The 24,794-nt window shown below is 58.7% G+C and carries 27 protein-coding genes; 6 read left to right on the top strand and 21 right to left on the bottom strand.

The genetic code is table 11. From position 1 onward, the window contains the following. Positions 1 to 130 precede the first annotated feature (130 nt). The 6 genes from I6L34_RS10900 to I6L34_RS10875 are packed head-to-tail and all read right to left on the bottom strand — an operon-like array spanning position 131 to position 4,958. Positions 131 to 1,309 carry a lipopolysaccharide assembly protein LapB gene (locus tag I6L34_RS10900; protein WP_058056520.1) on the bottom strand — a complete coding sequence of 393 codons (1,179 nt, stop codon included), beginning with the start codon at positions 1,307 to 1,309 and terminating at the stop codon, positions 131 to 133. Positions 1,310 to 1,311: 2 nt separating this feature from the next. Next, the gene (locus I6L34_RS10895) at positions 1,312 to 1,974 is read right to left on the bottom strand and encodes an energy transducer TonB (protein WP_005339371.1); all 663 of its coding nucleotides are present in this window, start codon (positions 1,972 to 1,974) and stop codon (positions 1,312 to 1,314) included. Further along, positions 1,971 to 2,372, bottom strand: coding sequence for a biopolymer transporter ExbD (locus I6L34_RS10890; RefSeq protein ID WP_005339369.1), 402 nt, complete (start codon positions 2,370 to 2,372; stop codon positions 1,971 to 1,973). The genes I6L34_RS10895 and I6L34_RS10890 overlap by 4 nt, the downstream gene beginning before the upstream one ends. Continuing rightward, complete coding sequence (locus I6L34_RS10885) at positions 2,369 to 2,899, bottom strand: MotA/TolQ/ExbB proton channel family protein (protein WP_041210456.1); 531 nt, start codon at positions 2,897 to 2,899, stop codon at positions 2,369 to 2,371. The genes I6L34_RS10890 and I6L34_RS10885 overlap by 4 nt, the downstream gene beginning before the upstream one ends. Next, entirely contained in the window at positions 2,896 to 4,200 is a 1,305-nt protein-coding gene (locus I6L34_RS10880; RefSeq protein WP_058056521.1) for a MotA/TolQ/ExbB proton channel family protein, read from the bottom strand. The genes I6L34_RS10885 and I6L34_RS10880 overlap by 4 nt, the downstream gene beginning before the upstream one ends. Further along, positions 4,197 to 4,958 carry a DUF3450 domain-containing protein gene (locus I6L34_RS10875; protein ID WP_058056522.1) on the bottom strand — a complete coding sequence of 254 codons (762 nt, stop codon included), beginning with the start codon at positions 4,956 to 4,958 and terminating at the stop codon, positions 4,197 to 4,199. Before I6L34_RS10875 ends, I6L34_RS10880 begins: the two co-directional genes overlap by 4 nt. A gap of 210 nt (positions 4,959 to 5,168) precedes the next feature. Here I6L34_RS10875 and I6L34_RS10870 point away from each other — a divergent pair, with 210 nt between their 5' ends. Next, positions 5,169 to 5,945 (top strand): LuxR family transcriptional regulator, encoded by a 777-nt coding sequence (locus I6L34_RS10870; RefSeq protein ID WP_005357256.1) that lies wholly within the window; start codon positions 5,169 to 5,171, stop codon positions 5,943 to 5,945. A gap of 59 nt (positions 5,946 to 6,004) precedes the next feature. Here the strand turns inward: I6L34_RS10870 and glmS are convergent, their stop codons facing one another. Together glmS and I6L34_RS10860 are read right to left on the bottom strand one after the other, a co-directional pair. Further along, positions 6,005 to 7,837 (bottom strand): glutamine--fructose-6-phosphate transaminase (isomerizing), encoded by a 1,833-nt coding sequence (gene glmS, locus I6L34_RS10865; RefSeq protein ID WP_216956824.1) that lies wholly within the window; start codon positions 7,835 to 7,837, stop codon positions 6,005 to 6,007. A 56-nt stretch (positions 7,838 to 7,893) separates the two neighbouring features. Next, positions 7,894 to 8,667, bottom strand: a complete 774-nt coding sequence (locus I6L34_RS10860) for a DeoR/GlpR family DNA-binding transcription regulator (protein WP_005339356.1) — start codon at positions 8,665 to 8,667, stop codon at positions 7,894 to 7,896. Positions 8,668 to 8,789: 122 nt separating this feature from the next. On the opposite strand from I6L34_RS10860, the gene blrA reads away from it, so the two are divergent. The 5 genes from blrA to creD all read left to right on the top strand — a co-directional run bounded on the left by blrA (position 8,790) and on the right by creD (position 13,813). Beyond that, positions 8,790 to 9,464: a beta-lactam response regulator transcription factor BlrA gene (gene blrA / locus I6L34_RS10855; RefSeq protein ID WP_013724228.1), complete on the top strand. Its 675-nt coding sequence runs from the start codon at positions 8,790 to 8,792 to the stop codon at positions 9,462 to 9,464. Further along, a complete protein-coding gene (gene blrB / locus I6L34_RS10850) occupies positions 9,461 to 10,882 on the top strand; it encodes a beta-lactam sensor histidine kinase BlrB (protein WP_216956822.1) in 1,422 nt (473 codons plus the stop codon). The genes blrA and blrB overlap by 4 nt, the downstream gene beginning before the upstream one ends. A gap of 79 nt (positions 10,883 to 10,961) precedes the next feature. Then, complete coding sequence (blaOXA, locus tag I6L34_RS10845; RefSeq protein ID WP_216956820.1) at positions 10,962 to 11,756, top strand: OXA-12 family class D beta-lactamase; 795 nt, start codon at positions 10,962 to 10,964, stop codon at positions 11,754 to 11,756. An 83-nt stretch (positions 11,757 to 11,839) separates the two neighbouring features. After that, on the top strand, positions 11,840 to 12,319 hold the full coding sequence (locus I6L34_RS10840; protein ID WP_216956818.1) for a DUF1566 domain-containing protein: 480 nt from the start codon (positions 11,840 to 11,842) through the stop codon (positions 12,317 to 12,319). A gap of 117 nt (positions 12,320 to 12,436) precedes the next feature. Then, complete coding sequence (gene creD / locus I6L34_RS10835) at positions 12,437 to 13,813, top strand: cell envelope integrity protein CreD (protein ID WP_127008006.1); 1,377 nt, start codon at positions 12,437 to 12,439, stop codon at positions 13,811 to 13,813. 52 nt (positions 13,814 to 13,865) lie between these two features. Here creD and glmU read toward each other — a convergent pair whose 3' ends face one another. From glmU to rsmG, 13 genes are all read right to left on the bottom strand, one after another. Continuing rightward, positions 13,866 to 15,227: a bifunctional UDP-N-acetylglucosamine diphosphorylase/glucosamine-1-phosphate N-acetyltransferase GlmU gene (gene glmU / locus I6L34_RS10830; protein WP_040068444.1), complete on the bottom strand. Its 1,362-nt coding sequence runs from the start codon at positions 15,225 to 15,227 to the stop codon at positions 13,866 to 13,868. A gap of 94 nt (positions 15,228 to 15,321) precedes the next feature. Beyond that, the gene (locus tag I6L34_RS10825; RefSeq protein ID WP_005342354.1) at positions 15,322 to 15,750 is read right to left on the bottom strand and encodes a F0F1 ATP synthase subunit epsilon; all 429 of its coding nucleotides are present in this window, start codon (positions 15,748 to 15,750) and stop codon (positions 15,322 to 15,324) included. 18 nt (positions 15,751 to 15,768) lie between these two features. Beyond that, complete coding sequence (gene atpD, locus I6L34_RS10820; RefSeq protein ID WP_005339344.1) at positions 15,769 to 17,157, bottom strand: F0F1 ATP synthase subunit beta; 1,389 nt, start codon at positions 17,155 to 17,157, stop codon at positions 15,769 to 15,771. 33 nt (positions 17,158 to 17,190) lie between these two features. Then, on the bottom strand, positions 17,191 to 18,057 hold the full coding sequence (gene atpG, locus I6L34_RS10815; protein ID WP_005339343.1) for a F0F1 ATP synthase subunit gamma: 867 nt from the start codon (positions 18,055 to 18,057) through the stop codon (positions 17,191 to 17,193). Between the two features lie 43 nt (positions 18,058 to 18,100). Continuing rightward, positions 18,101 to 19,642 carry a F0F1 ATP synthase subunit alpha gene (atpA, locus tag I6L34_RS10810; RefSeq protein ID WP_005339342.1) on the bottom strand — a complete coding sequence of 514 codons (1,542 nt, stop codon included), beginning with the start codon at positions 19,640 to 19,642 and terminating at the stop codon, positions 18,101 to 18,103. Between the two features lie 15 nt (positions 19,643 to 19,657). Beyond that, positions 19,658 to 20,191, bottom strand: coding sequence for a F0F1 ATP synthase subunit delta (atpH, locus tag I6L34_RS10805; RefSeq protein ID WP_216956815.1), 534 nt, complete (start codon positions 20,189 to 20,191; stop codon positions 19,658 to 19,660). Between the two features lie 13 nt (positions 20,192 to 20,204). Further along, positions 20,205 to 20,675: a F0F1 ATP synthase subunit B gene (atpF, locus tag I6L34_RS10800; protein ID WP_005339336.1), complete on the bottom strand. Its 471-nt coding sequence runs from the start codon at positions 20,673 to 20,675 to the stop codon at positions 20,205 to 20,207. Positions 20,676 to 20,729: 54 nt separating this feature from the next. Continuing rightward, entirely contained in the window at positions 20,730 to 20,972 is a 243-nt protein-coding gene (gene atpE / locus I6L34_RS10795; RefSeq protein ID WP_005307205.1) for a F0F1 ATP synthase subunit C, read from the bottom strand. Positions 20,973 to 21,030: 58 nt separating this feature from the next. After that, positions 21,031 to 21,813, bottom strand: a complete 783-nt coding sequence (gene atpB / locus I6L34_RS10790) for a F0F1 ATP synthase subunit A (protein ID WP_005339335.1) — start codon at positions 21,811 to 21,813, stop codon at positions 21,031 to 21,033. An 8-nt stretch (positions 21,814 to 21,821) separates the two neighbouring features. After that, positions 21,822 to 22,232 (bottom strand): ATP synthase subunit I, encoded by a 411-nt coding sequence (locus I6L34_RS10785; RefSeq protein ID WP_019445506.1) that lies wholly within the window; start codon positions 22,230 to 22,232, stop codon positions 21,822 to 21,824. Positions 22,233 to 22,422: 190 nt separating this feature from the next. Continuing rightward, entirely contained in the window at positions 22,423 to 23,331 is a 909-nt protein-coding gene (locus I6L34_RS10780) for a ParB/RepB/Spo0J family partition protein (RefSeq protein WP_005342343.1), read from the bottom strand. Further along, positions 23,328 to 24,131, bottom strand: coding sequence for a ParA family protein (locus I6L34_RS10775; RefSeq protein ID WP_005357226.1), 804 nt, complete (start codon positions 24,129 to 24,131; stop codon positions 23,328 to 23,330). The genes I6L34_RS10780 and I6L34_RS10775 overlap by 4 nt, the downstream gene beginning before the upstream one ends. Before the next feature lie 26 nt (positions 24,132 to 24,157). Then, on the bottom strand, positions 24,158 to 24,784 hold the full coding sequence (gene rsmG / locus I6L34_RS10770; protein WP_216956813.1) for a 16S rRNA (guanine(527)-N(7))-methyltransferase RsmG: 627 nt from the start codon (positions 24,782 to 24,784) through the stop codon (positions 24,158 to 24,160). Between the last annotated feature and the right edge of the window lie 10 nt (positions 24,785 to 24,794).

The raw sequence follows: 24,794 nt of genomic DNA, 5'->3' as shown, positions 1-24,794 counted from the left end.
CGTGTTCCGCCGTGCTGGTAGGGGCGCATTATAGGGAGCCGCGCCGGGATGACAAGGGCTTTTTGCAAAAATGCGTTCGTTTGCTGAAAAAGCGAACTGAACGCCCCAAAACAGCCCCTTGGCACCTCTTTTACGCCGCTTTTTTGCTCAATTCTTCGCTTTGTGCCCGGATATAGTTGACCCAGCTGGTTGCCTTCTGCTGCCAGTTATCCTGCTGCTGCAGCTCACGGGCCAGTTCCAGCGCCTGGGCATACTGCTCCTTATTAAGGTGTGCCTGCACCAGCAGCGCTTTGGCACGATTGCCTTGCTCGCCTTTTACCGACTTGATGGCGGCGAGCTGGATCATGGCAGCATCAGTCTTGCCCTGTTGCAGCATCAGTTCGGCGGCGCGCATGGCAGCTTTGGGCTGACCATGCTGGTTGGCGAGCAACTGCCAGCTATCGACCGCTTGTGACCACTCCCGGGCACCTTCCCACAATTGGGCCAGCAGTTGGTGGTTTTCAGCACTTTGCTTCATCTGTCCCTTGGCCATGGCCGCTTCCAGCAGACGGGCACCACGATAAGGCAGCCCTTGCCAGGCATAGAGGCGGATCAGCTGATTGCGGGCAGACGCATCATCCATCAGTTTTCTGTCGATAGCTGTTTGCAGCAGAGCCAACGCCTGATCGCCACGTTTGGCGGAGAGGTTGAGCGATACCGCCTGCTGCCACCATTTGCTCTCTTTGGGTTCGTGGCTGATCAACTCGGCCGCCTGATCGGCAGCCATGCCATAACGTTGCTGAGCGGTGAGAGCAGAGAGACGAATAATGGCGGCCTGCTTCTGCCAACCCTTCTTCAACAACTGTTCGCTCTGACTGGCGGCGTCACCGTACTGCTTGTTGTGGTAATAGAGGCCGGCCAGACGCAGGCGCAGCCCATCGTCTTGTTTGAGTACCAGTGCCGCCTTGTAGCTGGCGATGGCGCCAGACCAGTTGGATTGCTGGGCCTGAATATCGCCGCGCAGTCGCAGCAGCTGGAGCTGTTGTTGCTCGGGCCACTCTTTATAGGCAAGGGCCTGTTCGACATAACGGCTCGCCTGGGCGGTCTGTTGCAGATTGGCCGCCAGCGAGGCTTGCAGCTGCGCCAGCCAGGCACGCTCGGCATCGCTATTTGGCTTGAGGCCGGATGCCTTGCTCTGGGCTTGTTGCCACTGACCGGACTGATAGAGCTTCATCACGGGTTCAAGCTGACGGGAGAAGTGAGGGCTGACCTCCATCGCCAGACAGGCTTGGCCGACCAGGGCCAGCAGACAGATCCAGATCCGCAACATAGTTATGACTCCAGTTTGAATTTGAGCGTGATGACTTGCACCAGCTTGTCGGTAGCGCCCGGTCTCGGCTGATAGCGCCACTTGTTGATCGCCTGAATGGCCGCCCGCTCGAACTGACGCTTGGGCTTGGCCTCGACCACTTCCACATCCTGCACGCCACCTTCGGCATTCACGCTAAAGCGCAGGGTGACGAATCCTTCGATCCCTGACTGCTGGGCACGATAGGGGTAGACCGGCTCGATCCGTTGCAGCGGCATCAGCATGTCACCTGCGCCGATACCCGCTCCCTGCTGCTGGCCGTGGTAGTTGCCACTCAATACCGGTGCGGTACTGGTCGCCACTCCGGGGGCATAGACCTGCACCGCGCTGAGGCTGGAAACCAGATCCAGACTCGGCTCAACGGCCGCCAAGGGGGCCGCGGCAGGCATCGGCAGCGGTGTCGAGGCCAATGCCGCGGGAGGCTCTGGCAGAGGCTCGGGCTCCTGCGGTACCGGACGCTCGCGTACCTGCACCTCGGTCACCTCGTTCTGCATATTGATGACGATGGGCTTCTGTTCGCTCGCCACCTTCTCGCCCCGGGGCGGTTCAACCAGCGTGGCCATGAACAGCAGGATGCCCAGACTGAGGGCGATCCCCAGCCCCAGGCTCATCAGCTTGTATTTCATTTCGGCGCCACCGCCACGGCGATATTGGCGATACCCGCCGCCTTGGCCTCATCCATCACCCGCACCACCTTGCCATGGGGCACTCGTTCGTCGGCCTGGATCACCAGGCTGGCATCGGGCTGCTCCGCCAGCAGACGGGCGATGGTGGCCTGCACCCGCTCCACATCGATCTGCTTGCGGTCGAGGAAGATCTGACCCTGAGCCCCGATCGCCAGCATGATGCTGGAAGATTTCTGCGCCTTGGCCTGACTGGCCTGAGGTCTGTGTACCTCAAGCCCGGCTTCGCGCACGAAGGAGGTGGTGACAATAAAGAAGATCAGCATGATGAACACGATATCCAGCATGGGGGTCATGTCGATCTGCACTTCGTCACGCTGGCGTTTGGATTGCCGTCTCATTGCATTACCTTCTCTTCTCGCAGGCCGTCCCGGGTCTTGGCCAGCGCACGCTTGGCCTGACTCTCGAGCCGACTGAGTAACAACACGCCGGAGAGCGCCACCACCATGCCTGCCATGGTGGGGATAGTGGCGCGGGAGATCCCGCCCGCCATGCTCTCCGGGTTAAAGCGGTTGGCCGCAGCCAACGCATCGAATACGCCGATCATGCCGGTCACAGTGCCCAGCAACCCCAGCATGGGGCAGAGCACCACCAGGGTGCGGATGAAGATCAGATGACGGTTGAGCTCAAGCTCGGCCTCGGCCAGCCAGCGGCTGCGGATTGCCCGGGCGTGCCAGCTGTGGCGCTCGCGGCGAGCCTGCCAGCGGCCGAGCAGCTGTTGCTGCAACGGGCCGAACCCCAGATTGAGGTAGAGCAGCCGCTCGATCATCAAAATCCACATCAGCACCAGCAGGGCCAGAATGACCCAGAGCACCGGACCGCCACGGCCCATGAAGCTCTGCAGCTGTTGCCAGATGTCGAGCATCATGCGGCTCGCTCCATCCCGTTGTTATTGCTCTCGGCACGCTCGGCCAGAATGCCGGCTACCTGCTGCTCCAGTACATTGGAAAGCTCGGTGAAGCGCGATTGCAGCAGGCTGTGGGCCAGGATCAGCGGAATGGCCGCAACCAGACCCTGTACCGTGGTAACCAGCGCCATGGAGATGCCACCCGCCATGATCTTGGGATCGCCGGTGCCAAACTGGGTGATGGCCTGGAAGGTGCCGATCATCCCGGTTACGGTACCGAGCAGACCCAGCATGGGGGCGATGGCCGCGATTACCTTGACCATGCCGATGCCGCGCTCCATGCGAGGAGTCTCCTGCAGGATCGCCTCATCAAGACGCAGCTCGAGGGTCTCCATGCTCAGCTCGGGGTGTTTGTCCGCCACCGTCAGCACCCGGCCGAGGGCGTTGTCGGCGTGATACTCGCCGCTCTTGAGCTGGCGGCGCACCCGACCCAGTTCGCGGGAGAGGCTCCACAGCCGTACCGCAGCGATACCCAAACCGATGGCGGCCAACAGCACGATAATGGCGCCGACCTGACCACCTTGTTGTACCTGCTGCCAGAAGGTGGGCGCCTGTGCCAGCATCGCCAGCAGAGTGCCATGCGAAGGATCCAGCGGCAGCGCTTCCCCTTCCTGACCCTGATAAGCCGCAACGGCAGAGAGCACGCTACCGGGCAGACCCAGTACCGGGCTCAAGCCTTCGGCGGTCGGTTGCAGGAAGCCTTCGCTCCCCAGCAGGGCAAAACTGCCAACCCGGGTCAGCGACTGCTCGCTGGCAGCCCCCTGGGCATCGAGCACCTTGCCGTTGAACTGAGCAATCCGGCCAGATTCGCGGATCTCCTGCAGCAGCGTGGCGGGTAGCAGGGCGAGGGCGGCGCGATCCGGCACCTGTTTATCCTGTGCCATGGCTTTCAGCGGGGCGAGACGTTCCGGGTACTGGCCCTCGACGGCGGATTCGCTCAGCAGCTTGACCGCATCGCTGGCGCCCTGACGGGTGACCGCGAAGATCTCGTTCATATCGCCGGAGGCTTGCTCCCACTGGGCGTTAAGCTCGACCAGCTGCTTCTCGTTGCTGGCGAACTTGCCGGCCAGCTCCTTGCTCAGGCGCTGGGCCTCGGCCAGTCTGGCGCGGGCAGTGCCGAGCTCCTTGGCAACGGTCGCCAGATCTTGCTGAGCCTGCTGTTCACGAGCCTGTTCCTGCTGCTGCCACTCATCGGCGACAGCGGCATTGGCACCGCAGGAGAGGGCAATAAGGAGGGGGAACCACTTCATGGTGACTCTCATGATTGGGCCTCCTGACTGCGGCTGACAGAGAGGGGGACATTGAGCAACTGGGGAACTTTCTTGTCGGCGGCCACATCCATCGCCTCGGCGATGGGGGAGAGCCACTGGCTATCGAGGGCTTGCCACTGCTTCGCCTCGGCAGACCAGCGCCATGCCTGACTGCGATCGGCCGTCATTGCCAGCAGGGAGACCCGGCCCAGCGCCAGCACATCGACCCGACGCGGGGCACCATCCAGCTCCAGCTCGGTGGAATAGCTGTCCATCCGGCTGCCGTACTCGGCTTCAATCTGATAGGCCTGCAGCAACTGACGGAATTTCTCCGCCTCGCTAACGTCTGCGCGGGCCAGGGTCGCTTTCAACTGTTCAACCCGCGCCAGCCGATCTTCCTTGCGCAGCGGGATGTCGTTTTGCACCAGCTGTTCCAGATCTGCCTGCATCTGCAGCATCAGCGGGATTAAGCCCTGACGGGTCTCTTGCACCGCTTCCAGCTGCTGGCTCAATTTCCCCAGCTCATTTTGCTGATCGGCCACCAGAGATTGCATGTAGCGGTTGTAGGCTTCGAGGTCACGCAGTTGCAGCTGGGCATTTTGCAGCTCCAGTCGTGCGGCAACGGCGGCATCGGCGGCTTTTTCCACCCGCTGCTGGGAGGCTTTCCCGGCAGCTATGCTGTTCTTGAGGGCGGGAGCAACCAGCTCATCCCCGATGGCAGCAAAGTGGACTGACAGTGGCAGCAGGGCCACACCCCATAATTTGTTCATTGAAATACATCTTACTAATGATAACTATTATCATTATCTCAAATGCAGGGCGGACTGGCAACGAGAGGATTTTCTTGGCCTTTATGCACAAAAAAAGGATAATTTTTAAGCACGCACGGAATAAGTGGCTCCAATAGCCACCGCACAAATATAAATAACGATAAAAAATCTTTTCGATCAGTGTGATAGAGATCGAAAAAGGAGAAAGTAATGCTCAACGATGCGATCTGGGAACATATCGACAAGTTCACCAAGGCAACAAAAACCAGTGATATCCAGCAACTGCTGGAGCGCTTCAGTCATCAAATGGGCTTCGATTACTTTCGGCTGCTGATTATTTTCCCCATCAGCATGCAAAAATCCCACGTGGCACTGTTCAACAACTGTCCGACCACCTGGTTTGACGCCTATAGCGAAAACCAGTATCTGACCCAGGACCCGGTGGTCTATCTGGGGCTGAAACAGACCCAGCCGATCTTCTGGAACAAGCTCGACTGCGACTCGCCCTGGCTGCCCAGCGCCAGCCGCGACGTGATGAACCTGGCCGCCGATTTCGGGGTACGCAATGGCGTCTCCTTTCCGCTGCACACCCCGCAGGGGGAGCACGGCATCCTCTCATTCATCACCAAGGAGAAATCCAACTCCGACCTGATGTTTGAAAATGTCCCGCTGCTGTCGTTCTGCGCCAGCTATATCTTCAACTCCGCGCTGCAACTGATCAAAAGCAGACCTGATATGATGAAATACCTGACCGAACTGTCGGATCGGGAGAAGGAGTGCCTGTTCTGGGCCAGCGAGGGCAAGACCTCCTGGGAGATCGCCACCATCCTCGGCATCAGTGAGCGGACGGTCAACTTTCACCTGACCCAGGTGACCAACAAGACCGACTCAAAGAACCGCAGTCAGGCCATCGCCAAAGGGATCACCAGCGGCATCATAGTGCCCTCCCTCGACGAGGTCACCATCACCAACCTGCGGCTGTCGTAACCCCTCAGCAGCAACAAAAAGAGCCGCAATTGCGGCTCTTTGTCATTTGAGAGAGTGACTTACTCAACGGTCACCGATTTTGCCAGGTTGCGCGGCTGGTCAACGTCAGTGCCCTTGATCAAGGCAACGTGGTAGGAGAGCAGCTGCAGCGGCACTGTATAGACGATGGGGGCAATCACCTCTTCCACATGGTTGAGGTTCATGACCCGCATGGTCTCGTCGCTCTTGAAGCCGGTGTCGGCATCGGCGAACACATAGAGGATACCGCCACGGGCGCGCACCTCTTCCACGTTGGACTTGAGCTTTTCCAGCAGATCGTTGTTCGGCGCCACCACTATGATGGGCATTTCGGCATCGATCAGCGCCAGCGGGCCATGCTTCAGTTCACCAGCGGCATAGGCTTCGGCATGGATGTAGGAGATCTCTTTGAGCTTGAGCGCCCCCTCCATGGCGATGGGGTACTGGCTGCCACGGCCGAGGAACAGACTGTGCTGCTTGTCGGCAAACTCTTCGGCCAGGGTTTCGATATCCTTGGCCAGCGCCAGACTCTCTTTAATACGCAGCGGCAGGGCTTGCAGCGCCTTGACCAGTTCAGCCTCGGCGGCGGCGCTCAGGTGGCCACGGCAGTGACCGACGGAGGCCACCAGCATCAGCAGGCCAGCCAGCTGGGTGGTGAATGCCTTGGTGGAGGCCACCCCAATTTCTGCCCCCGCGCGAGTCATAAAGGCCAGATCCGATTCACGCACCAGCGAGGAGCCCGGCACGTTGCAGATAGCCAGCGAGCTCATGTAGCCGGATTCCTTGGCCAGACGCAGCGCCGCCAGGGTATCGGCGGTCTCGCCGCTCTGGGAGAGGGTCACCAGCAGGCTGTTGGGACGCACTACCGATTTGCGATAGCGGAACTCGGAGGCGATCTCCACATCGCAGGAGACGCCAGCGATCTCTTCGAACCAGTAGCGAGCCACCATGCCGGAGTGATAGGAGGTGCCACAGGCGACGATCTGCACGTGCTCCACCTTGTCAAAGATGGCGCGCGCGCCGTTACCGAACGATTCGACCACCACGTGATCGCTGCCCAGACGCCCTTCCAGGGTGTTGGTGATCGCTTTGGGCTGCTCGTGGATCTCCTTGAGCATGTAGTGACGGTATTCACGCTTGTCACCGGCATCGTGGGAGAGTTCGGACTCCTGCTCTTCACGCACCACGGCGTTGCCGTTGGTATCGAAGATATGCACATCGCGACGGGTCACTTCGGCCACATCACCCTCTTCCAGGAAGATGAAACGACGGGTCACCGGCAGCAGCGCCATCTGGTCGGAGGCGATAAAGTTCTCGCCGATACCGCGGCCGATCACCAGCGGTGAACCGGAGCGGGCCACCACCACGCGGCTGTCGTCGCGGCTGTCCATCACCACGGTACCGTAGGCACCGCGCAACTGCTTCACCGCAGTCTGCATGGCGGCCAGCAGGCTGCCGGCGCTCTTCAGCTCGTGATGGACCAGATGGGCAATCACTTCGGTGTCAGTGTCGGAGTTGAACACATAGCCCAGCGCCTTCAACTCTTCCCGCAGCTCTTCGTGGTTCTCGATAATGCCGTTGTGCACCACCACGATATGCTCGGAAACGTGGGGGTGGGCGTTGCGCTCGGAGGGCTCGCCGTGAGTGGCCCAGCGGGTATGGGCAATACCGGTACCACCGTGAACGGACTGCTCGTCGAGCGCCTTGGCCAGCTCGGCCACCTTGCCCAGACGGCGAACCCGCTGCAACGGCTGGTTGGCGCTGAACACGGCCACACCGGCGGAGTCATAACCGCGGTACTCCAGACGGCGCAGGCCCTCTACCAGAATTTCAGCCACATCACGTTGGGCGACAGCCCCGACGATGCCACACATACACTTCTCCTTGAGATGCAAATCGTAAAGTCAGTTGGATGGTTCAGAGCTCGATGTCAGCAAGTGACCGGGGCGCAGATAAGCGTCACCCCCTGGGCTTGAATCTGTTCTCTGGCCTCGCTGGCCAGCCCCTCGTCGGTCACCAGGGTATGGATGCTCGACCAGGGAAGTTCGAGATTGGGGATCTTGCGGCCGATCTTTTCCGATTCGACCATCACAATGACCTCCCGCGACACCTCTGCCATCACCCGCGACAGGCCCACCAGCTCGTTGAAGGTGGTGGTGCCACGCTCCGGGTCGATGCCGTCGGCACCGATAAAGAGCTGGTCAAAGTCGTAGGAGCGCAGCACCTGTTCCGCCACCTGCCCCTGGAAGGATTCGGAGTGAGGGTCCCAAGTGCCACCGGTCATTAACAGGGTAGGCTCATTTTCCAGCTCGCGCAGGGCACCGGCCACATTGAGGGAGTTGGTCATCACGATGAGGCCGCGCTTGTTGCCCAGCATGGGGATCATGGCGCTGGTGGTGCTGCCGCTGTCGATGATGACGCGGTTGTGATCACGCAGCCGCTCGGCCGCCGCACGGGCAATGGCTAACTTTCGGTTCGAAACTTGTTCGGGATTGGCCTCGACCACCATCTCGCTCGGCAAAGGGACAGCACCACCGTAACGGCGCAGCAGCAGACCACCGGTCTCCAGTACCGCCAGATCTTTACGGATAGTCACTTCGGAGGTAGAAAAGTGTTTGGCGAGGGCGTCGACGCTCACTTCACCCTGCTCTTGTACCAGGGTCACTATGGTGTGTCGGCGTTGTTGAGTATTACGTTTGGTCATTTTTAAGTTTCGATTCGAAAGAACATCGAAATATTAGCCCCTTTTTCGGAAAAATAAAACAGCAAATAGGATCCGATTTGGTTCGATGCCAGAATGGGGTGCCAATTTGCGACGAGGATGCCATGCAAAAGAGAGTCATCTGGCTGGTGGAGGATGAGGCCAGCATCGCCGACACCCTGATTTACGCCCTGCAGACCGACGGGTTCGAGGTGGAGTGGTTCATGCTGGGCCAACAGTTGCTGACACGACTGGAACAGACGCGACCCGACTTCCTGATCCTCGATGTGGGGCTGCCCGACATCAGCGGCTTCGAACTCTGCAAGCAGGTGAGGGCGCTGACCGATATTCCCCTGATGTTCCTCACCGCCCGCAGCGAGGAGATAGACCGGCTGATCGGGCTGGAGATCGGTGCCGACGACTATGTGGCCAAACCCTTCTCGCCACGGGAAGTGTGTGCCCGAGTGCGGGTCATCCTGCGCCGCAGCCAGCCCGTCGCCCCCCAGCCCAGCGCCCTGCTGGTATTGGATGAAGAGCGGGCCCGCATTCACTTTCGCGGCCAGCCGCTGGCCCTCACCCGCTACGAATATCTGCTGCTCAAGACCCTGATGCTGGCGCCGGGGCGGGTCTACTCCCGCCAGCAGCTGATGGATCTGGTGTGGCAGGATGCGGAGGAGAGTCTGGATCGCACCGTCGATACCCATATCAAGACCATCCGCGCCAAGCTGCGCGAACATGATCCCGAGGCCAACCTGATCCTCACCCACCGCGGGCTGGGCTACAGCCTGGAGCTGGCATGAGACTCGGGCTGCAACTGCTGTGCGGCCTGCTGCTGATCTTCGCGCTGGCCGCCTGGTTCGTGCTGGAGATCTTCGTCGAGGAGATAAAACCCGGGGTGCGCAGCGCCACCGAGGATACTCTGGTAGACATGACCCAGTTGCTGGCGCCGCTCGCCCTCGATGATCTGCAAGAGGGCAATATGATGAACGGGCGGTTGGCTAGCGCCTTCGCCCGCCTCAACCAGAATCCCATCAATGCGATGATCGATGGCCACCTCAAGCAGCAGGCGGAGTACCGCATCTATGTCACTGACCGGCAAGGTGTGGTGATTTACGACTCCGACGGCACGGATCAGGGCAAGGACTATTCCCGCTGGAACGATGTCTACCGCACCCTGCGCGGCCAATATGGCGCCCGCAGCACCCGCACCGATCCCGATGATGCCGCCAGCTCGACCATGTATGTGGCGGCACCACTGCGGGAAGGGGCCGAGATCATCGGCTCCCTCACCGTCGCCAAACCCAATCGCACCCTGATGCCAGCCATCGAGCGCGGGGAACAGGAGCTACTGCGGGCCGGCGGCCAGATGCTGCTCATCTCGCTGCTGATCGGCAGCCTGCTGGTGTGGTGGCTAAACCGCGCCATCGGCAAGCTGGTGCACTACGCCGACTCGGTCAGCAAGGGGGAGGCGGCACCGCTGCCACGGCTGCACACCGTCGAGCTGGATCGGCTCGGCCGCTCGCTGGAGACCATGCGCCACCAGCTCGATGGCAAAAGCTACATCGAAGCCTATGTGCACAGCCTGACCCACGAGCTGAAGAGCCCGCTGGCCGCCATTCGCGGGGCAGGGGAGATTTTGGCCGAAACGCCGCCCCCCGAAGTTGCCAAACGGTTTATCGGCAACATCAATCAGGAAACCGCGCGCATGCAGCAGCTGATCGAGCGAATGCTGCAACTGGCGCGGCTGGAGTCGGGGCAGGGGCTGGATCGCCAGTCGGTGGAACCGGCAAAACTGGGCAAGCGCACCCTCGACGCCCGCCAGATCATTGCCCAGCGCCGTCAGGTCGAGTTGGTGGCCGAGCTGGCCAGCGCGCCGAAACAGAAGTGGGATCCGCTGCTGGTGGAGCAGGCCATCGGCAACCTGCTGGACAACGCCATCGACTTCTCTCCCGCCAACGGGCAGGTCACCCTGAGCGGCAGCCAGCAGGAGGAGGGCTACTGTTTTCGGGTCACCGACAGCGGCCTCGGCATTCCCGACTACGCCCTGCCGCGCATCTTCGAGCGCTTCTACTCCCTGCCACGACCGGACAAGGGGAAGAGCAGCGGTCTGGGGCTCAGCTTCGCCCATGAAGTAGCCCACCAGCATGGCGGCCGTCTGACCCTGAGCAACCGGCCGGAAGGGGGCGCGCTGGCGGAACTCTGGCTGCCGTTCGCCTAGTCCCCCGCAACTTCACATTCCCCACACAAAGCGGCATTAGACTGCCGCTTTCTCTCATCCATTTGCTCAAGGAAATGCTATGTCCCGCCTGCTTCTCTCCAGCCTGCTGGCTGCCGGTCTGCTCGCAGCCCTGCCTGCCTCCGCCGCCAGCGGCTGCTTTCTCTATGCTGACGGCAACGGCCAGACCCTCTCCAGCGAAGGGGACTGCTCCAGCCAGCTGCCACCCGCGTCCACCTTCAAGATCCCGCTCGCGCTGATGGGTTACGACAGCGGCTATCTGGTGGATGAAGAGCATCCGGCACTGCCTTACAAACCGAGCTATGACGGCTGGCTGCCCGCCTGGCGTGAAACCACCACCCCGCGCCGCTGGGAAACCTACTCGGTGGTCTGGTTCTCCCAGCAGATCACCGAATGGCTGGGGATGGAGCGCTTCCAGCAATACGTCGACCGCTTCGACTACGGCAACCGGGATCTCTCCGGCAATCCGGGCAAACATGACGGCCTGACCCAGGCCTGGCTCAGCTCCAGCCTCGCCATCAGTCCGGAGGAGCAGGCTCGCTTCCTCGGCAAGATGCTGAGCGGCAAGCTGCCGGTCTCGGCGCAGACCCTGCAGTACACCGCCAATATCCTCAAGGTGAGCGAGATCGACGGCTGGCAGATCCACGGCAAAACCGGCATGGGCTACCTGAAGAAGCTGGATGGCAGCCTCAACCGCGATCAGCAGATCGGCTGGTTCGTCGGCTGGGCCAGCAAACCGGGCAAACAGCTGATCTTCGTCCATACCGTGGTGCAAAAGCCCGGCAAGCAGTTCGCCTCCCTCAAAGCGAAAGAAGAGGTGCTGGCTGCCCTGCCTGCACAACTTAAAAAGCAGTGAGCTCGCTTCCCGCCAGATAAACCCCGATAACCACGGTCAGCCCACCAGCGACGGGCTGACCGCCATTCGTAAACGAGACAAACATGAAATCATTTCTATTGCTGCTCTGGCTTCCGGCCAGCATGGCGCTGGCTGCCTGTGATCTCTCCGACCGCCTGACACAGCAGGGAGAAGTCATCCATGATCGGCTAAACCACCTCGAATGGCAGGCGTGCAGTCTGGGCAGCCAGTGGCAGGAGGGGAAAGGGTGCGTGGGCACACCGGCCCTGCTGACGCTGCTTGAAGCCAAGGATGAAGCTGCCCGCCTTGGCGAGGGGTGGCGACTCCCCACCATCGAGGAGCTCTTCACCCTGCTCGACGAAGATTGCCGGATGCCAATGACAGACCCGCGCTTCTTCTCCGATATCCATGACAACGGGGAAAATTCAGCCCCCTACTGGACCTCCAGCTCCATTGAGGAGATGCCGGAACTGGTCTATTACATCGACTTTATGCACGGACTCATCGACGGCCACACCGATCGTTTCGCACAAGCCGCCCGACTGGTGCGCTCCCGCCCCTGAACAATCCCGCGGCGCCTGATGGCGCCGTTTTTCAACAGTTCACCGCCACTTCACACAAGCCCATCACCACTTCACGCCGGACTGACAGACTCGCTCCATCCAACAAGGAGACGTGTCATGGTCAAACAGATATTCACCCACAAGATCTTTCTGCTGCTGTTGCTCAGCCTGTTGTTGATGGTGCCGGTGCAATCCATCATGGAGCTCAACCGGGAGCGTCAGGCTTACCGCAGTCAGGCCATTCACAGCATCATGGCCAGCAGCAGCGGCCCGCAACGGCTGATGGGGCCTATTATCGTGCAGCCCTATACCCGTTCGGTGACGGTCGAGCAGGAGGGCAAGCGCTTCGTCCGTCAGGAGCAGATCTACCGCTACCTGCTGCCGGAGCAGTTGGATATCAAGGCCAACATGGAGGTCACCCCGCGCAAGCTGGGCATCTATCAGGCGCAGGTCTATCAGACCCGGCTCTCCCTCTCGGGCCGCCTGCCCATCCGGCAGAGTTTGCTGAATGACGCGACCTCACCACTCGGTGAAACGGCCGAGCTGGTGGCGGGCAAACCCTACCTGAGCCTGGTGCTCTCCGATGCCCGCGGTATCAACAGCGTCCCCGAACTGCAACTCGGCACACAGCGGATCCCGTTTGCCCCCGGCGCCCGCCTCGGTGATGCGCTGGCGGGTATCCATGCCCCACTCGACAGCCTGCTGCAGCAGGATGGCACCTTCCATCTGGAGCTCAATCTACAGGGGATGAACGCCCTCGACATAGTGCCGCTGGGCAAGGAGAGCACCCTGCAGCTGGCGGGCAACTGGCCCCATCCCAACTTTATCGGTGACTTTCTGCCGGGTAGTCGCACCCTGAGCCCACAAGGGTTTGAGGCCAACTGGCAAACCAGTTGGTTCGCCAGCGACATGGAGACCCGCTTCAACCGGATGATGAACGGGGGCGATAGCCATCTCTCCACCTTCAGCGTCAGTCTGGTGCAGCCGGTGGATCACTATCAGCTCAACGAACGGGCGGCCAAATATGCCCTGCTGTTTATCGGCCTCACCTTTATCAGCTTCTTCATGTTCGAGCTGCTCAAGGGGCTGCGGGTCCACCCGATCCAGTACGCGCTGGTGGGCATGGGGCTGGCCATCTTCTATCTGGTGCTGCTGGCACTGACCGAACACCTCGGCTTTGGTTGGGCCTATCTGGTGGCCGCGCTGGCCAGCGTGCTGCTCAACGGCTTCTACCTCAGCCATGTGCTGGGTGGCCCGAAACAGGGGATCGGCTTCGCAGCGCTGCTCGGGCTGGTCTATGCCATCCTCTACAGCCTGCTGCAGGCCGAAGAGATTGCTCTGCTGCTCGGCGCCCTGCTCTTGTTCGCCACCCTGGCGCTGATCATGATGCTGACCCGCAAGCTCGACTGGTATCAGGTGATGGACTACAGCGCCCCCACCACTACATGGGCAGCTCCCCAACCACCGAGCAGTGACACCAGCCATAAGGCATAAGCCAAAAAAAACCGGCGCCATCAGGCGCCGGTTCAATTTTATTGATCGGGCATCACTTCTTCTTGACCGGGCGAGCCCAGTTCTTGATGTGACGCTGGGGCACCCGGGTGATCACCAGTTCGTTCTCGGCTACATCCTTGGTGATGGTGGAACCCGCCCCCAGAGTCGCCCCCTTACCGATGCGCACCGGCGCCACCAGCTGGGTATCGGAACCGACGAACACATCATCCTCGATGATGGTCTGGAACTTGTTCACGCCGTCGTAGTTGCAGGTGATGGTGCCGGCTCCGATATTCACCTTGGCACCCACCTCGGCATCTCCCAAATAGGTGAGGTGACCACACTTGGAACCAACCCCCAGACGGGCCTTCTTCATCTCGACGAAGTTGCCAACGTGGGCATCCTGCTCCAGCACGGCCCCTGGGCGCAGACGGGCAAAAGGGCCGACCGAACACTGATCCGCCACCTGAGCCCCTTCAACGATGGAGTAGGGCTTCACTTCGGTGTGATCGCCGATCACGCAATCCTTGAGCACGGCACCGGCACCGATACGAACATGGTTGCCGAGGGTTACCTTGCCTTCGATGATGACGTTGACGTCGATCACCACCTCTTCACCGATCTCGAGGGTTCCGCGCAGATCGAAGCGGGCCGGGTCGATCAGGGTAGCACCGGCGATCATCAGTTTCTCGGCCTGCATCTGCTGATAGCTACGCTCAAGGGCAGCCAGCTGTACCCGATTGTTGGCCCCTTCCACTTCAGCGGCACGCTCCGGATGGACCGCAGCAATCGGGCAGCCATCGCCGTGCGCCATGGCGATCACGTCGGTCAGGTAGAATTCGCCCTGGGCATTCTTGTTATCGAGACGAGACAACCATTGACGCAACTGGCCCCCATTGGCCACCAGCACGCCGGTGTTCACCTCGCGGATCGCCAGCTGTTCGGCATTGGCATCCTTCTGCTCGACGATGCCGACTACCTGACCATTTTCACGGACGATACGGCCATAGCCGGTCGGGTTGTCGAGCACTACGGTCAGCAGTGCCATCCCGTTTTCAGCCTTGGCAGCCAGCAGTCGCTGCAGGGTCTCTGGCTGGATCAGCGGGGTATCGCCGTAGAGCACCAGCACATCGTCTTCATCCTTCCAGAACGGGATGGCCTGGGCGACGGCGTGACCGGTCCCCAGCTGCTGAGCTTGCAGCACCCAGTTCACATCAGCCGCCACGATCCGCTCTTTCAGCAGCTCGGCACCGTGGCCATAGACCAGATGCAGTTGCTCGGCACCGACCTGACGGGCAGTATCGATCACATGGGAAACCATGGGTTTGTTGGCTACCGGGTGCAGTACCTTGGGCAGGGAAGAGCGCATGCGGGTACCTTTACCCGCAGCCAGGATCACGACGTTGAGGGACATAAATTGACCTTTGGAACATGAGGAAATACTCGGCGGAGTCTATCCAACGGGTAAAAAAAAAGCGACCCGAAGGTCGCTTTTTACATCACCGTTATTAGCGGTAATTCTTTTTGACGATATCGATGACTCGCAGTTGAGCCATCGCCTTGGCCAGCTCGGTGGCGGCCTGGGCGTAGTCGATATCACCATGGGAGCTGTGGATCCGCTCTTCGGCTGCGCGCTTGGCTTCCTGGGCTTTCGCCTCATCCAAGTCGTCAGCACGAATCGCAGTGTCCGCCAGCACGGTCACGGATTCAGGTTGTACTTCCAGCATACCGCCGGAGATGTACAGCACCTCTTCAGTTCCGTTCTGCTTCACCAAGCGGACCAGGCCCGGCTTGATGGCAGTCAGCAACGGAGCATGACCGTGGCGGAGACCCAACTCACCTTCGGAGCCTGATACCTGAGCAGTTTGCACGCGACCGGAAAACAGTTTTCCTTCGGCGCTCACCACATCCAGGTGAAAGGAGATCATCTCTGCCATGGGCCCTCCTGTCGAGGCTTACAGTTTCTTGGATTTCTCGACGACTTCGTCGATACCGCCAACCATGTAGAACGCCTGCTCGGGCAGATCGTCATACTCGCCTTTCAGGATGCCCTGGAAACCACGGATGGTCTCTTTCAGCGGCACGTATTTACCCGGAGAACCGGTAAACACTTCTGCTACGAAGAACGGCTGGGACAGGAAACGCTCGATCTTACGGGCACGGGCTACGGTCAGTTTGTCTTCTTCTGACAGTTCATCCATACCCAGGATGGCGATGATGTCCTTCAGCTCTTTGTAGCGCTGCAGTACGGTTTGAACGCCACGAGCAGTCTCGTAGTGCTCTTTGCCAACAACCAGCGGATCCAGCTGACGAGAGGTAGAGTCCAGCGGGTCAACGGCCGGGTAGATACCCAGTGCCGCGATTTGACGGGACAGTACGACGGTCGCATCCAGGTGGGCGAAGGTGGTCGCCGGAGACGGGTCAGTCAAGTCATCCGCAGGAACGTAAACGGCCTGTACGGAGGTGATGGAACCGGTCTTGGTGGAGGTGATACGTTCTTGCAGAACACCCATCTCCTCGGCCAGGGTCGGCTGGTAACCTACTGCGGAAGGCATACGGCCCAGCAGTGCGGATACTTCAGTACCGGCCAGGGTGTAACGGTAGATGTTGTCCACGAAGAACAGTACGTCACGACCTTCGTCACGGAACTTCTCGGCCATGGTCAGGCCGGTCAGCGCAACGCGCAGACGGTTTCCGGGCGGCTCGTTCATCTGACCGTAAACCAGAGATACTTTGTCCAGTACGTTGGACTCCATCATCTCGTGGTAGAAGTCGTTACCCTCACGGGTACGCTCACCAACACCGGCGAACACAGAGTAACCACTGTGCTCGATCGCGATGTTACGGATCAGCTCCATCATGTTTACGGTTTTGCCTACACCGGCACCACCGAACAGACCAACCTTACCACCCTTGGCGAACGGGCATACCAGGTCGATAACCTTGATGCCGGTCTCCAGCAGATCGTTGCTGTTGGACTGATCTTCGTAGCTGGGGGCAGCGCGGTGGATAGACCAGCACTCTTCTTCACCGATCGGACCTTTTTCGTCGATTGGCTCGCCCAGTACGTTCATGATCCGACCCAGAGTCGCAGTACCGACCGGAACCTGGATGGATTTACCGCTATTCACTACTTCCAACCCACGACGCAGACCGTCGGAGGAGCCCATGGTGATGCAACGAACGACGCCGCCACCGATCTGTTGCTGAACTTCCAGCACCAGACCCTGGCCTTGACCTTCGCTAACGACCTTCAGTGCATCGTACACCTGGGGCACGGCATTCTGCGGGAACTCGATGTCCACCACAGCGCCGATGATTTGGACGATGAAACCGTTACTCATGTCAAATCCTCTAAACCTTTGATAACCCTTGCCTTACACCGCAGCAGCACCGGATACGATCTCTGTCAGCTCCTGGGTAATACTGGCCTGACGGGCCTTGTTGTATACCAGTTGCAGATCGTTAATCAGGTTACCGGCGTTGTCAGTCGCGGCTTGCATGGCAACCATTCGGGCTGCCTGTTCACTTGCCAAGTTTTCCACTACACCCTGGTAAACCTGAGATTCGACGTAACGAACCAGCAGGGTATCCAGCAGCTTCTTGGGATCCGGCTCATAGAGGTAATCCCAGTGGTGTTTCTTGGCGAGCTTGCTGTCTTCAGTTACGGGCAAAGGCAGCAGTTGATCGACCCGTGGTTGCTGCACCATGGTGTTGACGAACTTGTTGTACACCAGATACAGCTTGTCAATCTCACCGTTGTCGTAAGCCTTCAGCATGACCTTGACTGAACCAATCAGGTCATTGACGCTCGGACTATCGCCCAGTCCTGCGACATGAGCTTTAACCTTGGCGCCGTGCCGTTCAAAGAAGTTGGAGGCCTTGTTACCGATCAGTGCCAGGTCAACCTTGGCACCTTTCGCGCTCCATTGCTTCATATCATTGAGGGCAGCCTTGAACAGGTTGATGTTCAGACCACCACACAGGCCACGGTCGGTGGAGACGACGATGTAACCCACTCGCTTGACCTCACGTTCGATGAGGTAGGGGTGCTTGTATTCCAAGTTCCCCTGAGCGATATGGCCGATCACCTTGCGCATGGTTTCAGCGTACGGACGGCTGGCAGACATGCGTTCCTGCGCACGGCGCATTTTGCTTGCTGCCACCATTTCCATAGCGCCGGTGATCTTCTGAGTGTTTTTCACACTCCCGATCTTGTTACGTATCTCTTTTGCGCCGGCCATCTCTTACTCTCCATCAAGTGGCAGCTCACGCTGCCACACACGCTTACCAGGTCTGGGTTGCTTTGAAGCTATCCAGCAACGCAGTCAGCTTGCCAACGATCGCGTCGTTGTAGTCGGCTTTGGCATTGATTTCAGCCATCAGCTCGGCATGCTGGGTATTGGCGTAAGAGAGCAGAGCGGCTTCGAAGTCGACGATTTTGTTCAGCTCGACATCGGAGAGATAGCCTTTCTCGGCGGCGAACAGCACCAGAGACTGGTGAGCCACGCTCAGCGGAGAGTACTGCTTCTGCTTCATCAGCTCGGTCACTTTCACACCGTGATCCAGCTGCTTGCGAGTCGCCTCGTCCAGATCGGAAGAGAACTGGGCGAATGCCGCCAGTTCGCGATACTGGGCCAGCGCGGTACGGATACCACCGGACAGCTTCTTGACGATCTTGGTCTGAGCAGCACCACCTACACGGGATACGGAGATACCCGGGTCAACCGCCGGACGAATACCGGAGTTGAACAGCTGTGAAGTCAGGAAGATCTGACCATCGGTGATGGAGATCACGTTGGTCGGAACGAACGCAGATACGTCACCCGCCTGGGTTTCGATGATCGGCAGCGCGGTCAGAGAGCCGGTTTTGCCTTTCACTTCACCCTTGGTGAACTTCTCTACGTACTCGGCGTTAACGCGAGCAGCACGCTCCAGCAGACGGGAGTGCAGATAGAAAACGTCACCCGGGTAAGCTTCACGTCCTGGCGGACGGCGCAGCAGCAGGGAGATCTGGCGATAAGCTACGGCCTGCTTGGACAGGTCATCATAGATGATCAGCGCATCTTCACCGCGGTCACGGAAGTACTCACCCATGGAGCAACCGGCATAGGGAGCCAGGTATTGCAGAGCAGCCGCTTCGGAGGCAGAGGCAACGACCACGATGGTGTTGGCCAGGGCGCCGTGCTCTTCCAGCTTGCGCACCACGTTGGCGATGGTGGAGGCCTTCTGGCCAATCGCAACGTAGACACACTTAATGCCGGAATCTTTCTGGTTGATGATGGTGTCGATCGCGATGGCGGTCTTACCAACCTGACGGTCACCGATGATCAGCTCACGCTGGCCACGACCGATTGGGATCATGGCATCGATGGCTTTCAGACCGGTCTGGACCGGCTGGTCAACAGACTTACGCTCGATAACGCCCGGTGCGATCACTTCGATCGGCGAGAAGCCGTCGTTGTCGATCGGACCTTTACCGTCGATCGGCTGACCCAGGGTGTTCAACACCCGGCCCAACAGACCACGACCGACCGGCACTTCCAGAATACGGCCAGTACCTTTTACTTTCATTCCTTCTGACAGACCGTCATAGGAACCCATAATCACCGCACCGACGGAGTCACGCTCCAGGTTCAATGCCAGAGCGTAGCGGTTGCCCGGCAGCTCGATCATCTCACCCTGCATGGCATCAGCCAGGCCGTGAATACGAATGATACCGTCGCTCACAGAGACGATAGTACCTTCGTTACGCGCTTCGCTCTTTACATCAAACTGCGCAATGCGCTGCTTGATCAGCTCGGCGATTTCAGTGGAATTCAGTTGCATGCTCTAATACCCCAATCAAGATTGCAGCGCGTCAGCCATGCGATCCAGCTTACCGCGGACTGTGCCGTCGATTACCAGATCACCGGCCTTGATGAGCACCCCGGCCATCAAGGACGCATCGATGCTGCAATTCAGCTTCACTTTGCGCGCGAGACGTTGTTCCAGAGAAGCCTGAATATTGGCTTTCTGCTGGTCGGTCAGTTCGATCGCCGAAATCACGTCAGCCTGAACCTCTTTATCCAGTTCAGCTTTGAACGCTACAAATTCAGCAACGACCGCCGGCAGCACACCCAAGCGACCATTCTCGGCCATCACCCGGATCAGGTTCTGGCCATGCACGTCGAGTTGCTCACCGCAGACACCGACAAACAGCTTTGCCAGCTCTTCGGCGGCCACAGAGCCGTTTACCAGGTTGTGCATGGTCTCGTTTTCCACTACTTGCGCAGCGAAACCGAGCATACCCAGCCACTGGTCAACCGCCTTGTGCTCAACGGCAAACTCGAAAGCAGCCTTGGCGTAGGGGCGAGCGATTGTAGTCAGTTCAGACATAGCCCCGTTCCCGTTACAGTTCTGCTACCAGTTTGTCGACGATGTCGCTGTTGGCAGCCTGGTCGATTTGACGCGCCAGGATCTTCTCTGCACCAGCAATGGCAAGAGCAGCAACCTGCTTACGCAGTTCTTCTTTGGCACGATGACGTTCAGCTTCGATCTCGGCACGGCCCTGAGCCAGGATTTTTTCCCGCTCAGACTGGGCACCAGCGGCAGCTTCATCAATGATCTGGGCTTTACGTTTGTTAGCCTGCTCAATGATTTCAGCAGCCTGCAGCTTGGCTTCTTTCAGCTGATCGGTGGCGTTGGCCTTGGCCAAATCCAGATCTTTCTTGGCACGTTCGGCAGAAGAGAGACCATCAGCAATAGCTTTCTGACGGGCTTCGATGGCAGCAATCAGCGGCGGCCATACGTACTTCATGCAAAACACTACGAAGAAGAAAAAAGCAATTGCTTGGCCGAGGAGGGTGGCATTGATATTCACAGCCGATGTCCTCTTAAGTTAGTTAATGGGTTATGCCTGGAGAGTCGTAACGACTTAGCCAGCAACCGCAAACATCACGTACAGACCCAGACCAACGGCGATCATCGGGATCGCATCCACCAGACCCATTACGATGAAGAACTGGGTACGCAGAACAGGGATCAGATCCGGTTGACGAGCAGCACCTTCCAGGAACTTGCCACCCAGGATACCGATACCGATGGAAGCGCCGATAGCAGCCAGACCCATCATCATTGCAGCAGCGATGTACAGCAGGTCCATGTTCAAGTTTTCCATGAGGATCTCCAGTTATTTAGATGTAATTGATTGTATAAAAAGGATTATTTGAGTTGCATCAACCATGGTCTTCCTGCGCCATCGACAGATAGACGATGGTCAGAACCATGAAAATGAATGCCTGCAAAGTGATGATCAGGATGTGGAAAATTGCCCAAGGCACGGACAGGATCCACTGTGACCACCAGGGTAACAAACCCGCAATCAGGATAAAGATCAGTTCGCCAGCATACATGTTGCCGAACAGTCGAAGACCCAGAGAAACAGGTTTGGAAATCAGCGTAACAGTTTCCAGGATGAGGTTAACCGGGATGGCCGCCGGGTGGTTGAAAGGCTGAAGCGTCAGCTCCTTCACAAACCCGCCGATACCCTTGACCTTGATGCTGTAATACAGGATCAAGAAGAACACGCCCAAAGCCATGGACATGGTGATGTTAACGTCAGCAGAGGGAACCACACGCAGATAGGGAATACCCATCAATTGTGCAGCGTGAGGGATAAAGTCAACGGGGATCAGATCCATGAAGTTCATCAGGAAGATCCACACAAACACCGTCAGCCCCAAAGGTGCGATGACCTTGTTGCGACCGTGAAAGATGTCTTTGACGTTACCATTCACAAACTCGACCAGCATCTCCACAAAGCACTGCAGCTTACCCGGCACCCCGCTGGTAGCGTTAACGGCTACTTTGCGGAACAGCAGGATAAACAGGGCGCCTAGCACGACGGAAAATACCATTGAGTCGATATTGACCGTCCAGAACCCGGACCCGACTTGAAGGTGGGTCAGGTGGTGGGAGATATATCCCTGAGGAGTCAGGACTTCTCCGGTTGCAGACATGAGTTTTCCTAATAGTGGTTGTTAAGCGTGAATGAAACCATCCACTGTACAACGAGGGCGAGGATATAAGTGGCGAAAAACGAGACGGTAACGACCTCGACTCCCGCACCAAACATCAGGGCGAATAGACCTGTTGTAGAAATGAGCTTAATCCCTGCCCCACCATAAAAGTCCCGCAAAACCAGGCCCACACTCTCGGTTGTCACCTTGCGGCGCAGCACCCAGACAGTAAACAAGGCTTGAGGAACCCAGTACATCCCCCCTCCGTAGAGAGCGGAATAACCGGCGCTGGCACCAGTCAGGTAAAACCAGACGGCACTCATCGCCAGGATCAGGATGAGCTGACAAACGAGCATAACCAAGGCCAGTGTCAAACCTTCCAAGGCTATTTTCTGCTTCACCAACCTACCCCTGAACATTACAGAACTGTAAAAAATCGGGATCCGAAGACCCCATGTTAACAGCTCTTAAAGCCGGTCAAATTATACCCTTGAGGGCAGCTATTGCAATATGACAAAAATCCTTAATTTTTGCGGCTTTCCGCGGCAAATCAGGGTTATGGTCATATCAAAAGGAATGGATGTTTTATTACTACAAAAAGCGTAAAAATCACGATTCCGACACGCCAAAATAGCCCAATATACGGTCCAAATCGGACAAATTCTCGTAACTTATTACTAACTTCCCGCTATCCCGCTTGCCAGGCTGAAGTTGCACCTGATTGCCAATTTTTTCTGCCAGTTGGCGCTCCAGGTAGCCGATCTGTGGATCACGGGCCGGTTCGACCCTGGCTTTTGCCGGTTCGAGCGCTTTTTGCACCAGCTTCTCGGTATCGCGTACAGTCAGCCCTTTCTGGGCAACCAGCTTGGCCAGTTCAGACTGGGCCTGGCCGCTCAGGGCCAGCAGGGCACGGGCATGGCCCATGTCGAGGTCGCCATGCTCGACGAAACGCTTCACGTCGTCGTTGAGCTGGTTGAGACGCAACAGGTTGGTCACCGTGGTGCGGGACTTGCCCACCGCCTCGGCCACCTGCTGGTGGGTGAGTTCAAATTCGGTCAGCAGTCTTTGTAGAGCGACCGCCTCTTCGATGGCATTGAGGTCTTCCCGCTGAATATTCTCAATCAGCGCGATGGCGACGGCAGCCTCGTCGGGTACATCCTTGACGATGCAGGGCACCACCTCGAGCCGCGCCAGCTGGGACGCGCGCCAGCGCCGTTCACCGGCGATGATTTCGAAGGATTGTTCGCCGAGAGGGCGTACCACGATGGGCTGGATCACCCCCTGGGCGCGAATGGAGTTGGCAAGCTCTTCCAGTGCATCCTGGGACATGTCCTTGCGGGGCTGGTACTTGCCGGACTGCAACCACTCCACCGGCAGCTTGCGCAGCTCGCCCTGATTGGTGGGGGCCATGGCCTCTTCAGTACGTTGATCGCTCATCACCTGTTTCTGGCGGGCAGCCGTGCTGGTACTGAGCAGGGCATCCAGCCCCTTGCCCAGTCCACGTTTTTTCGGAGTCATATGCTCTCTCGGTCTGCGATGGTCGCCTGACGTTCCTGCTCCTGGCGGCGCAGGATCTCGCCAGCCAGTGCCAGGTAGGCCTTGGCGCCCACCGATGATTTGTCATAGTGCATGGCCGGGGCACCGAAACTCGGGGCCTCAGCCAGTCTAACGTTGCGGGGAATGATGGTGCGGTAGACTTTGTCGCCAAAGTGCTGTTTTAGCTGATCGGACACATCATTGGCCAGCCGGTTGCGGTGATCGAACATGGTGCGCAGCACCCCTTCGATCTTGAGCTCCGGATTGACCACAGCGGCCAGCTTGCTGATGGTGTCGACCAGGGCGGTGAGCCCCTCCAGCGCGTAATATTCGCACTGCATGGGCACCAGCACGGAGTCGGCAGCGGCCATGGCGTTCACGGTCAGCATGTTGAGAGAGGGCGGGCAGTCGATGAAGACGTAGTCGTATTTGTCCCGCACCGAGGCCAGCGCATTGCGCAGGCGGATTTCGCGGGCGAAAAATTCCATCAGACGGATTTCGGCCGCGGTCACGTCGGCGTTGGCGGCAATCAGGTGATAGCCCCCGGTGGTTTCGGGGATGATCACTTCGCTGATGGGGGCATCCTCGATCAGCAGCTCATAGGCGGTGCGCTCGACGTCATACTTGTCGACACCGCTGCCCATGGTGGCATTGCCCTGCGGATCCAGATCGATCACCAGCACCTTGCGCCGGGTGGCAGCCATGGAGGCGGCCAGATTCACACAGGTGGTGGTTTTACCCACTCCACCCTTCTGGTTGGCTATGGCGATGACTTTTCCCACACGATCCCCTAAATGAAACTGCGACCCTATTCGGGCTGGATATGTTTGAATTCCAGCAGATGACGTTCGCCTTCCAGCTCCGGCACCCGCAACTCATGACAGGCTACCAGACGGATATTGGCAGGCAACTGGGCCAGCTCCTGCTCGGGATATTGTCCCTTGAGCGCCAGGAAGCTGCCCTGTTCTGACGGCAGGTGGTGACACCAACTCAGCATATCCTCCAGCGAGGCAAATGCCCGACTCAGTACACCATCAAACCCCACTTCGGGTTGATACTCTTCAACCCGGGATTTGACCGGCGTCACATTGGTCAGACCCAGCTCCTGGATCACCTGACGGATGAAGTTGATCCGCTTGCCCAGACTGTCGAGCAGGACGAACTGCTTGTCCGGATTGATGATCGCCAGCGGTAATCCCGGCAGGCCGGGACCTGTCCCCACATCGATGAAGAGCTCACCGTGCAAGTGGGGGCTTACCACCAGGCTATCGAGGATATGCTTGACCAGCATGGCGTCCGGATCTCGCACCGAGGTGAGATTGTAAGCCTTGTTCCACTTGTGCAGCAACTCGACCAACTGCACCAGTTGGCTCTTTTGGGTATCGGTGATAACAATTTCGGCCTGCATGAGCAGGCCGTTCAATCTTTCCAGCATATTTTCCAAC

It is taken from the genome of Aeromonas sp. FDAARGOS 1404 (genome assembly GCF_019047085.1).
GTDB classification, from domain to species: Bacteria; Pseudomonadota; Gammaproteobacteria; order Enterobacterales; family Aeromonadaceae; genus Aeromonas; species Aeromonas veronii.
This window is presented reverse-complemented; position numbering and strand designations above follow the sequence as displayed.

What these genes read in the sequence shown, in the direction of transcription:
- I6L34_RS10900 (WP_058056520.1), bottom strand. Translation starts at nt 1,309, where the DNA reads ATGTTGCGGATCTGGATCTGTCTGCTGGCCCTGGTCGGCCAAGCCTGT.
- blrB (WP_216956822.1), top strand. Translation starts at nt 9,461, where the DNA reads ATGAGACTCGGGCTGCAACTGCTGTGCGGCCTGCTGCTGATCTTCGCG.
- atpE (WP_005307205.1), bottom strand. Translation starts at nt 20,972, where the DNA reads ATGGAAAACTTGAACATGGACCTGCTGTACATCGCTGCTGCAATGATG.
- I6L34_RS10895 (WP_005339371.1), bottom strand. Translation starts at nt 1,974, where the DNA reads ATGAAATACAAGCTGATGAGCCTGGGGCTGGGGATCGCCCTCAGTCTG.
- I6L34_RS10825 (WP_005342354.1), bottom strand. Translation starts at nt 15,750, where the DNA reads ATGGCAGAGATGATCTCCTTTCACCTGGATGTGGTGAGCGCCGAAGGA.
- rsmG (WP_216956813.1), bottom strand. Translation starts at nt 24,784, where the DNA reads ATGCTGGAAAGATTGAACGGCCTGCTCATGCAGGCCGAAATTGTTATC.
- blaOXA (WP_216956820.1), top strand. Translation starts at nt 10,962, where the DNA reads ATGTCCCGCCTGCTTCTCTCCAGCCTGCTGGCTGCCGGTCTGCTCGCA.
- I6L34_RS10880 (WP_058056521.1), bottom strand. Translation starts at nt 4,200, where the DNA reads ATGAGAGTCACCATGAAGTGGTTCCCCCTCCTTATTGCCCTCTCCTGC.
- I6L34_RS10870 (WP_005357256.1), top strand. Translation starts at nt 5,169, where the DNA reads ATGCTCAACGATGCGATCTGGGAACATATCGACAAGTTCACCAAGGCA.
- I6L34_RS10885 (WP_041210456.1), bottom strand. Translation starts at nt 2,899, where the DNA reads ATGATGCTCGACATCTGGCAACAGCTGCAGAGCTTCATGGGCCGTGGC.
- I6L34_RS10785 (WP_019445506.1), bottom strand. Translation starts at nt 22,232, where the DNA reads ATGTTCAGGGGTAGGTTGGTGAAGCAGAAAATAGCCTTGGAAGGTTTG.
- blrA (WP_013724228.1), top strand. Translation starts at nt 8,790, where the DNA reads ATGCAAAAGAGAGTCATCTGGCTGGTGGAGGATGAGGCCAGCATCGCC.
- atpA (WP_005339342.1), bottom strand. Translation starts at nt 19,642, where the DNA reads ATGCAACTGAATTCCACTGAAATCGCCGAGCTGATCAAGCAGCGCATT.
- I6L34_RS10780 (WP_005342343.1), bottom strand. Translation starts at nt 23,331, where the DNA reads ATGACTCCGAAAAAACGTGGACTGGGCAAGGGGCTGGATGCCCTGCTC.
- atpH (WP_216956815.1), bottom strand. Translation starts at nt 20,191, where the DNA reads ATGTCTGAACTGACTACAATCGCTCGCCCCTACGCCAAGGCTGCTTTC.
- atpD (WP_005339344.1), bottom strand. Translation starts at nt 17,157, where the DNA reads ATGAGTAACGGTTTCATCGTCCAAATCATCGGCGCTGTGGTGGACATC.
- glmS (WP_216956824.1), bottom strand. Translation starts at nt 7,837, where the DNA reads ATGTGTGGCATCGTCGGGGCTGTCGCCCAACGTGATGTGGCTGAAATT.
- I6L34_RS10890 (WP_005339369.1), bottom strand. Translation starts at nt 2,372, where the DNA reads ATGAGACGGCAATCCAAACGCCAGCGTGACGAAGTGCAGATCGACATG.
- glmU (WP_040068444.1), bottom strand. Translation starts at nt 15,227, where the DNA reads ATGTCCCTCAACGTCGTGATCCTGGCTGCGGGTAAAGGTACCCGCATG.
- I6L34_RS10875 (WP_058056522.1), bottom strand. Translation starts at nt 4,958, where the DNA reads ATGAACAAATTATGGGGTGTGGCCCTGCTGCCACTGTCAGTCCACTTT.
- atpB (WP_005339335.1), bottom strand. Translation starts at nt 21,813, where the DNA reads ATGTCTGCAACCGGAGAAGTCCTGACTCCTCAGGGATATATCTCCCAC.
- atpG (WP_005339343.1), bottom strand. Translation starts at nt 18,057, where the DNA reads ATGGCCGGCGCAAAAGAGATACGTAACAAGATCGGGAGTGTGAAAAAC.
- creD (WP_127008006.1), top strand. Translation starts at nt 12,437, where the DNA reads ATGGTCAAACAGATATTCACCCACAAGATCTTTCTGCTGCTGTTGCTC.
- I6L34_RS10840 (WP_216956818.1), top strand. Translation starts at nt 11,840, where the DNA reads ATGAAATCATTTCTATTGCTGCTCTGGCTTCCGGCCAGCATGGCGCTG.
- I6L34_RS10860 (WP_005339356.1), bottom strand. Translation starts at nt 8,667, where the DNA reads ATGACCAAACGTAATACTCAACAACGCCGACACACCATAGTGACCCTG.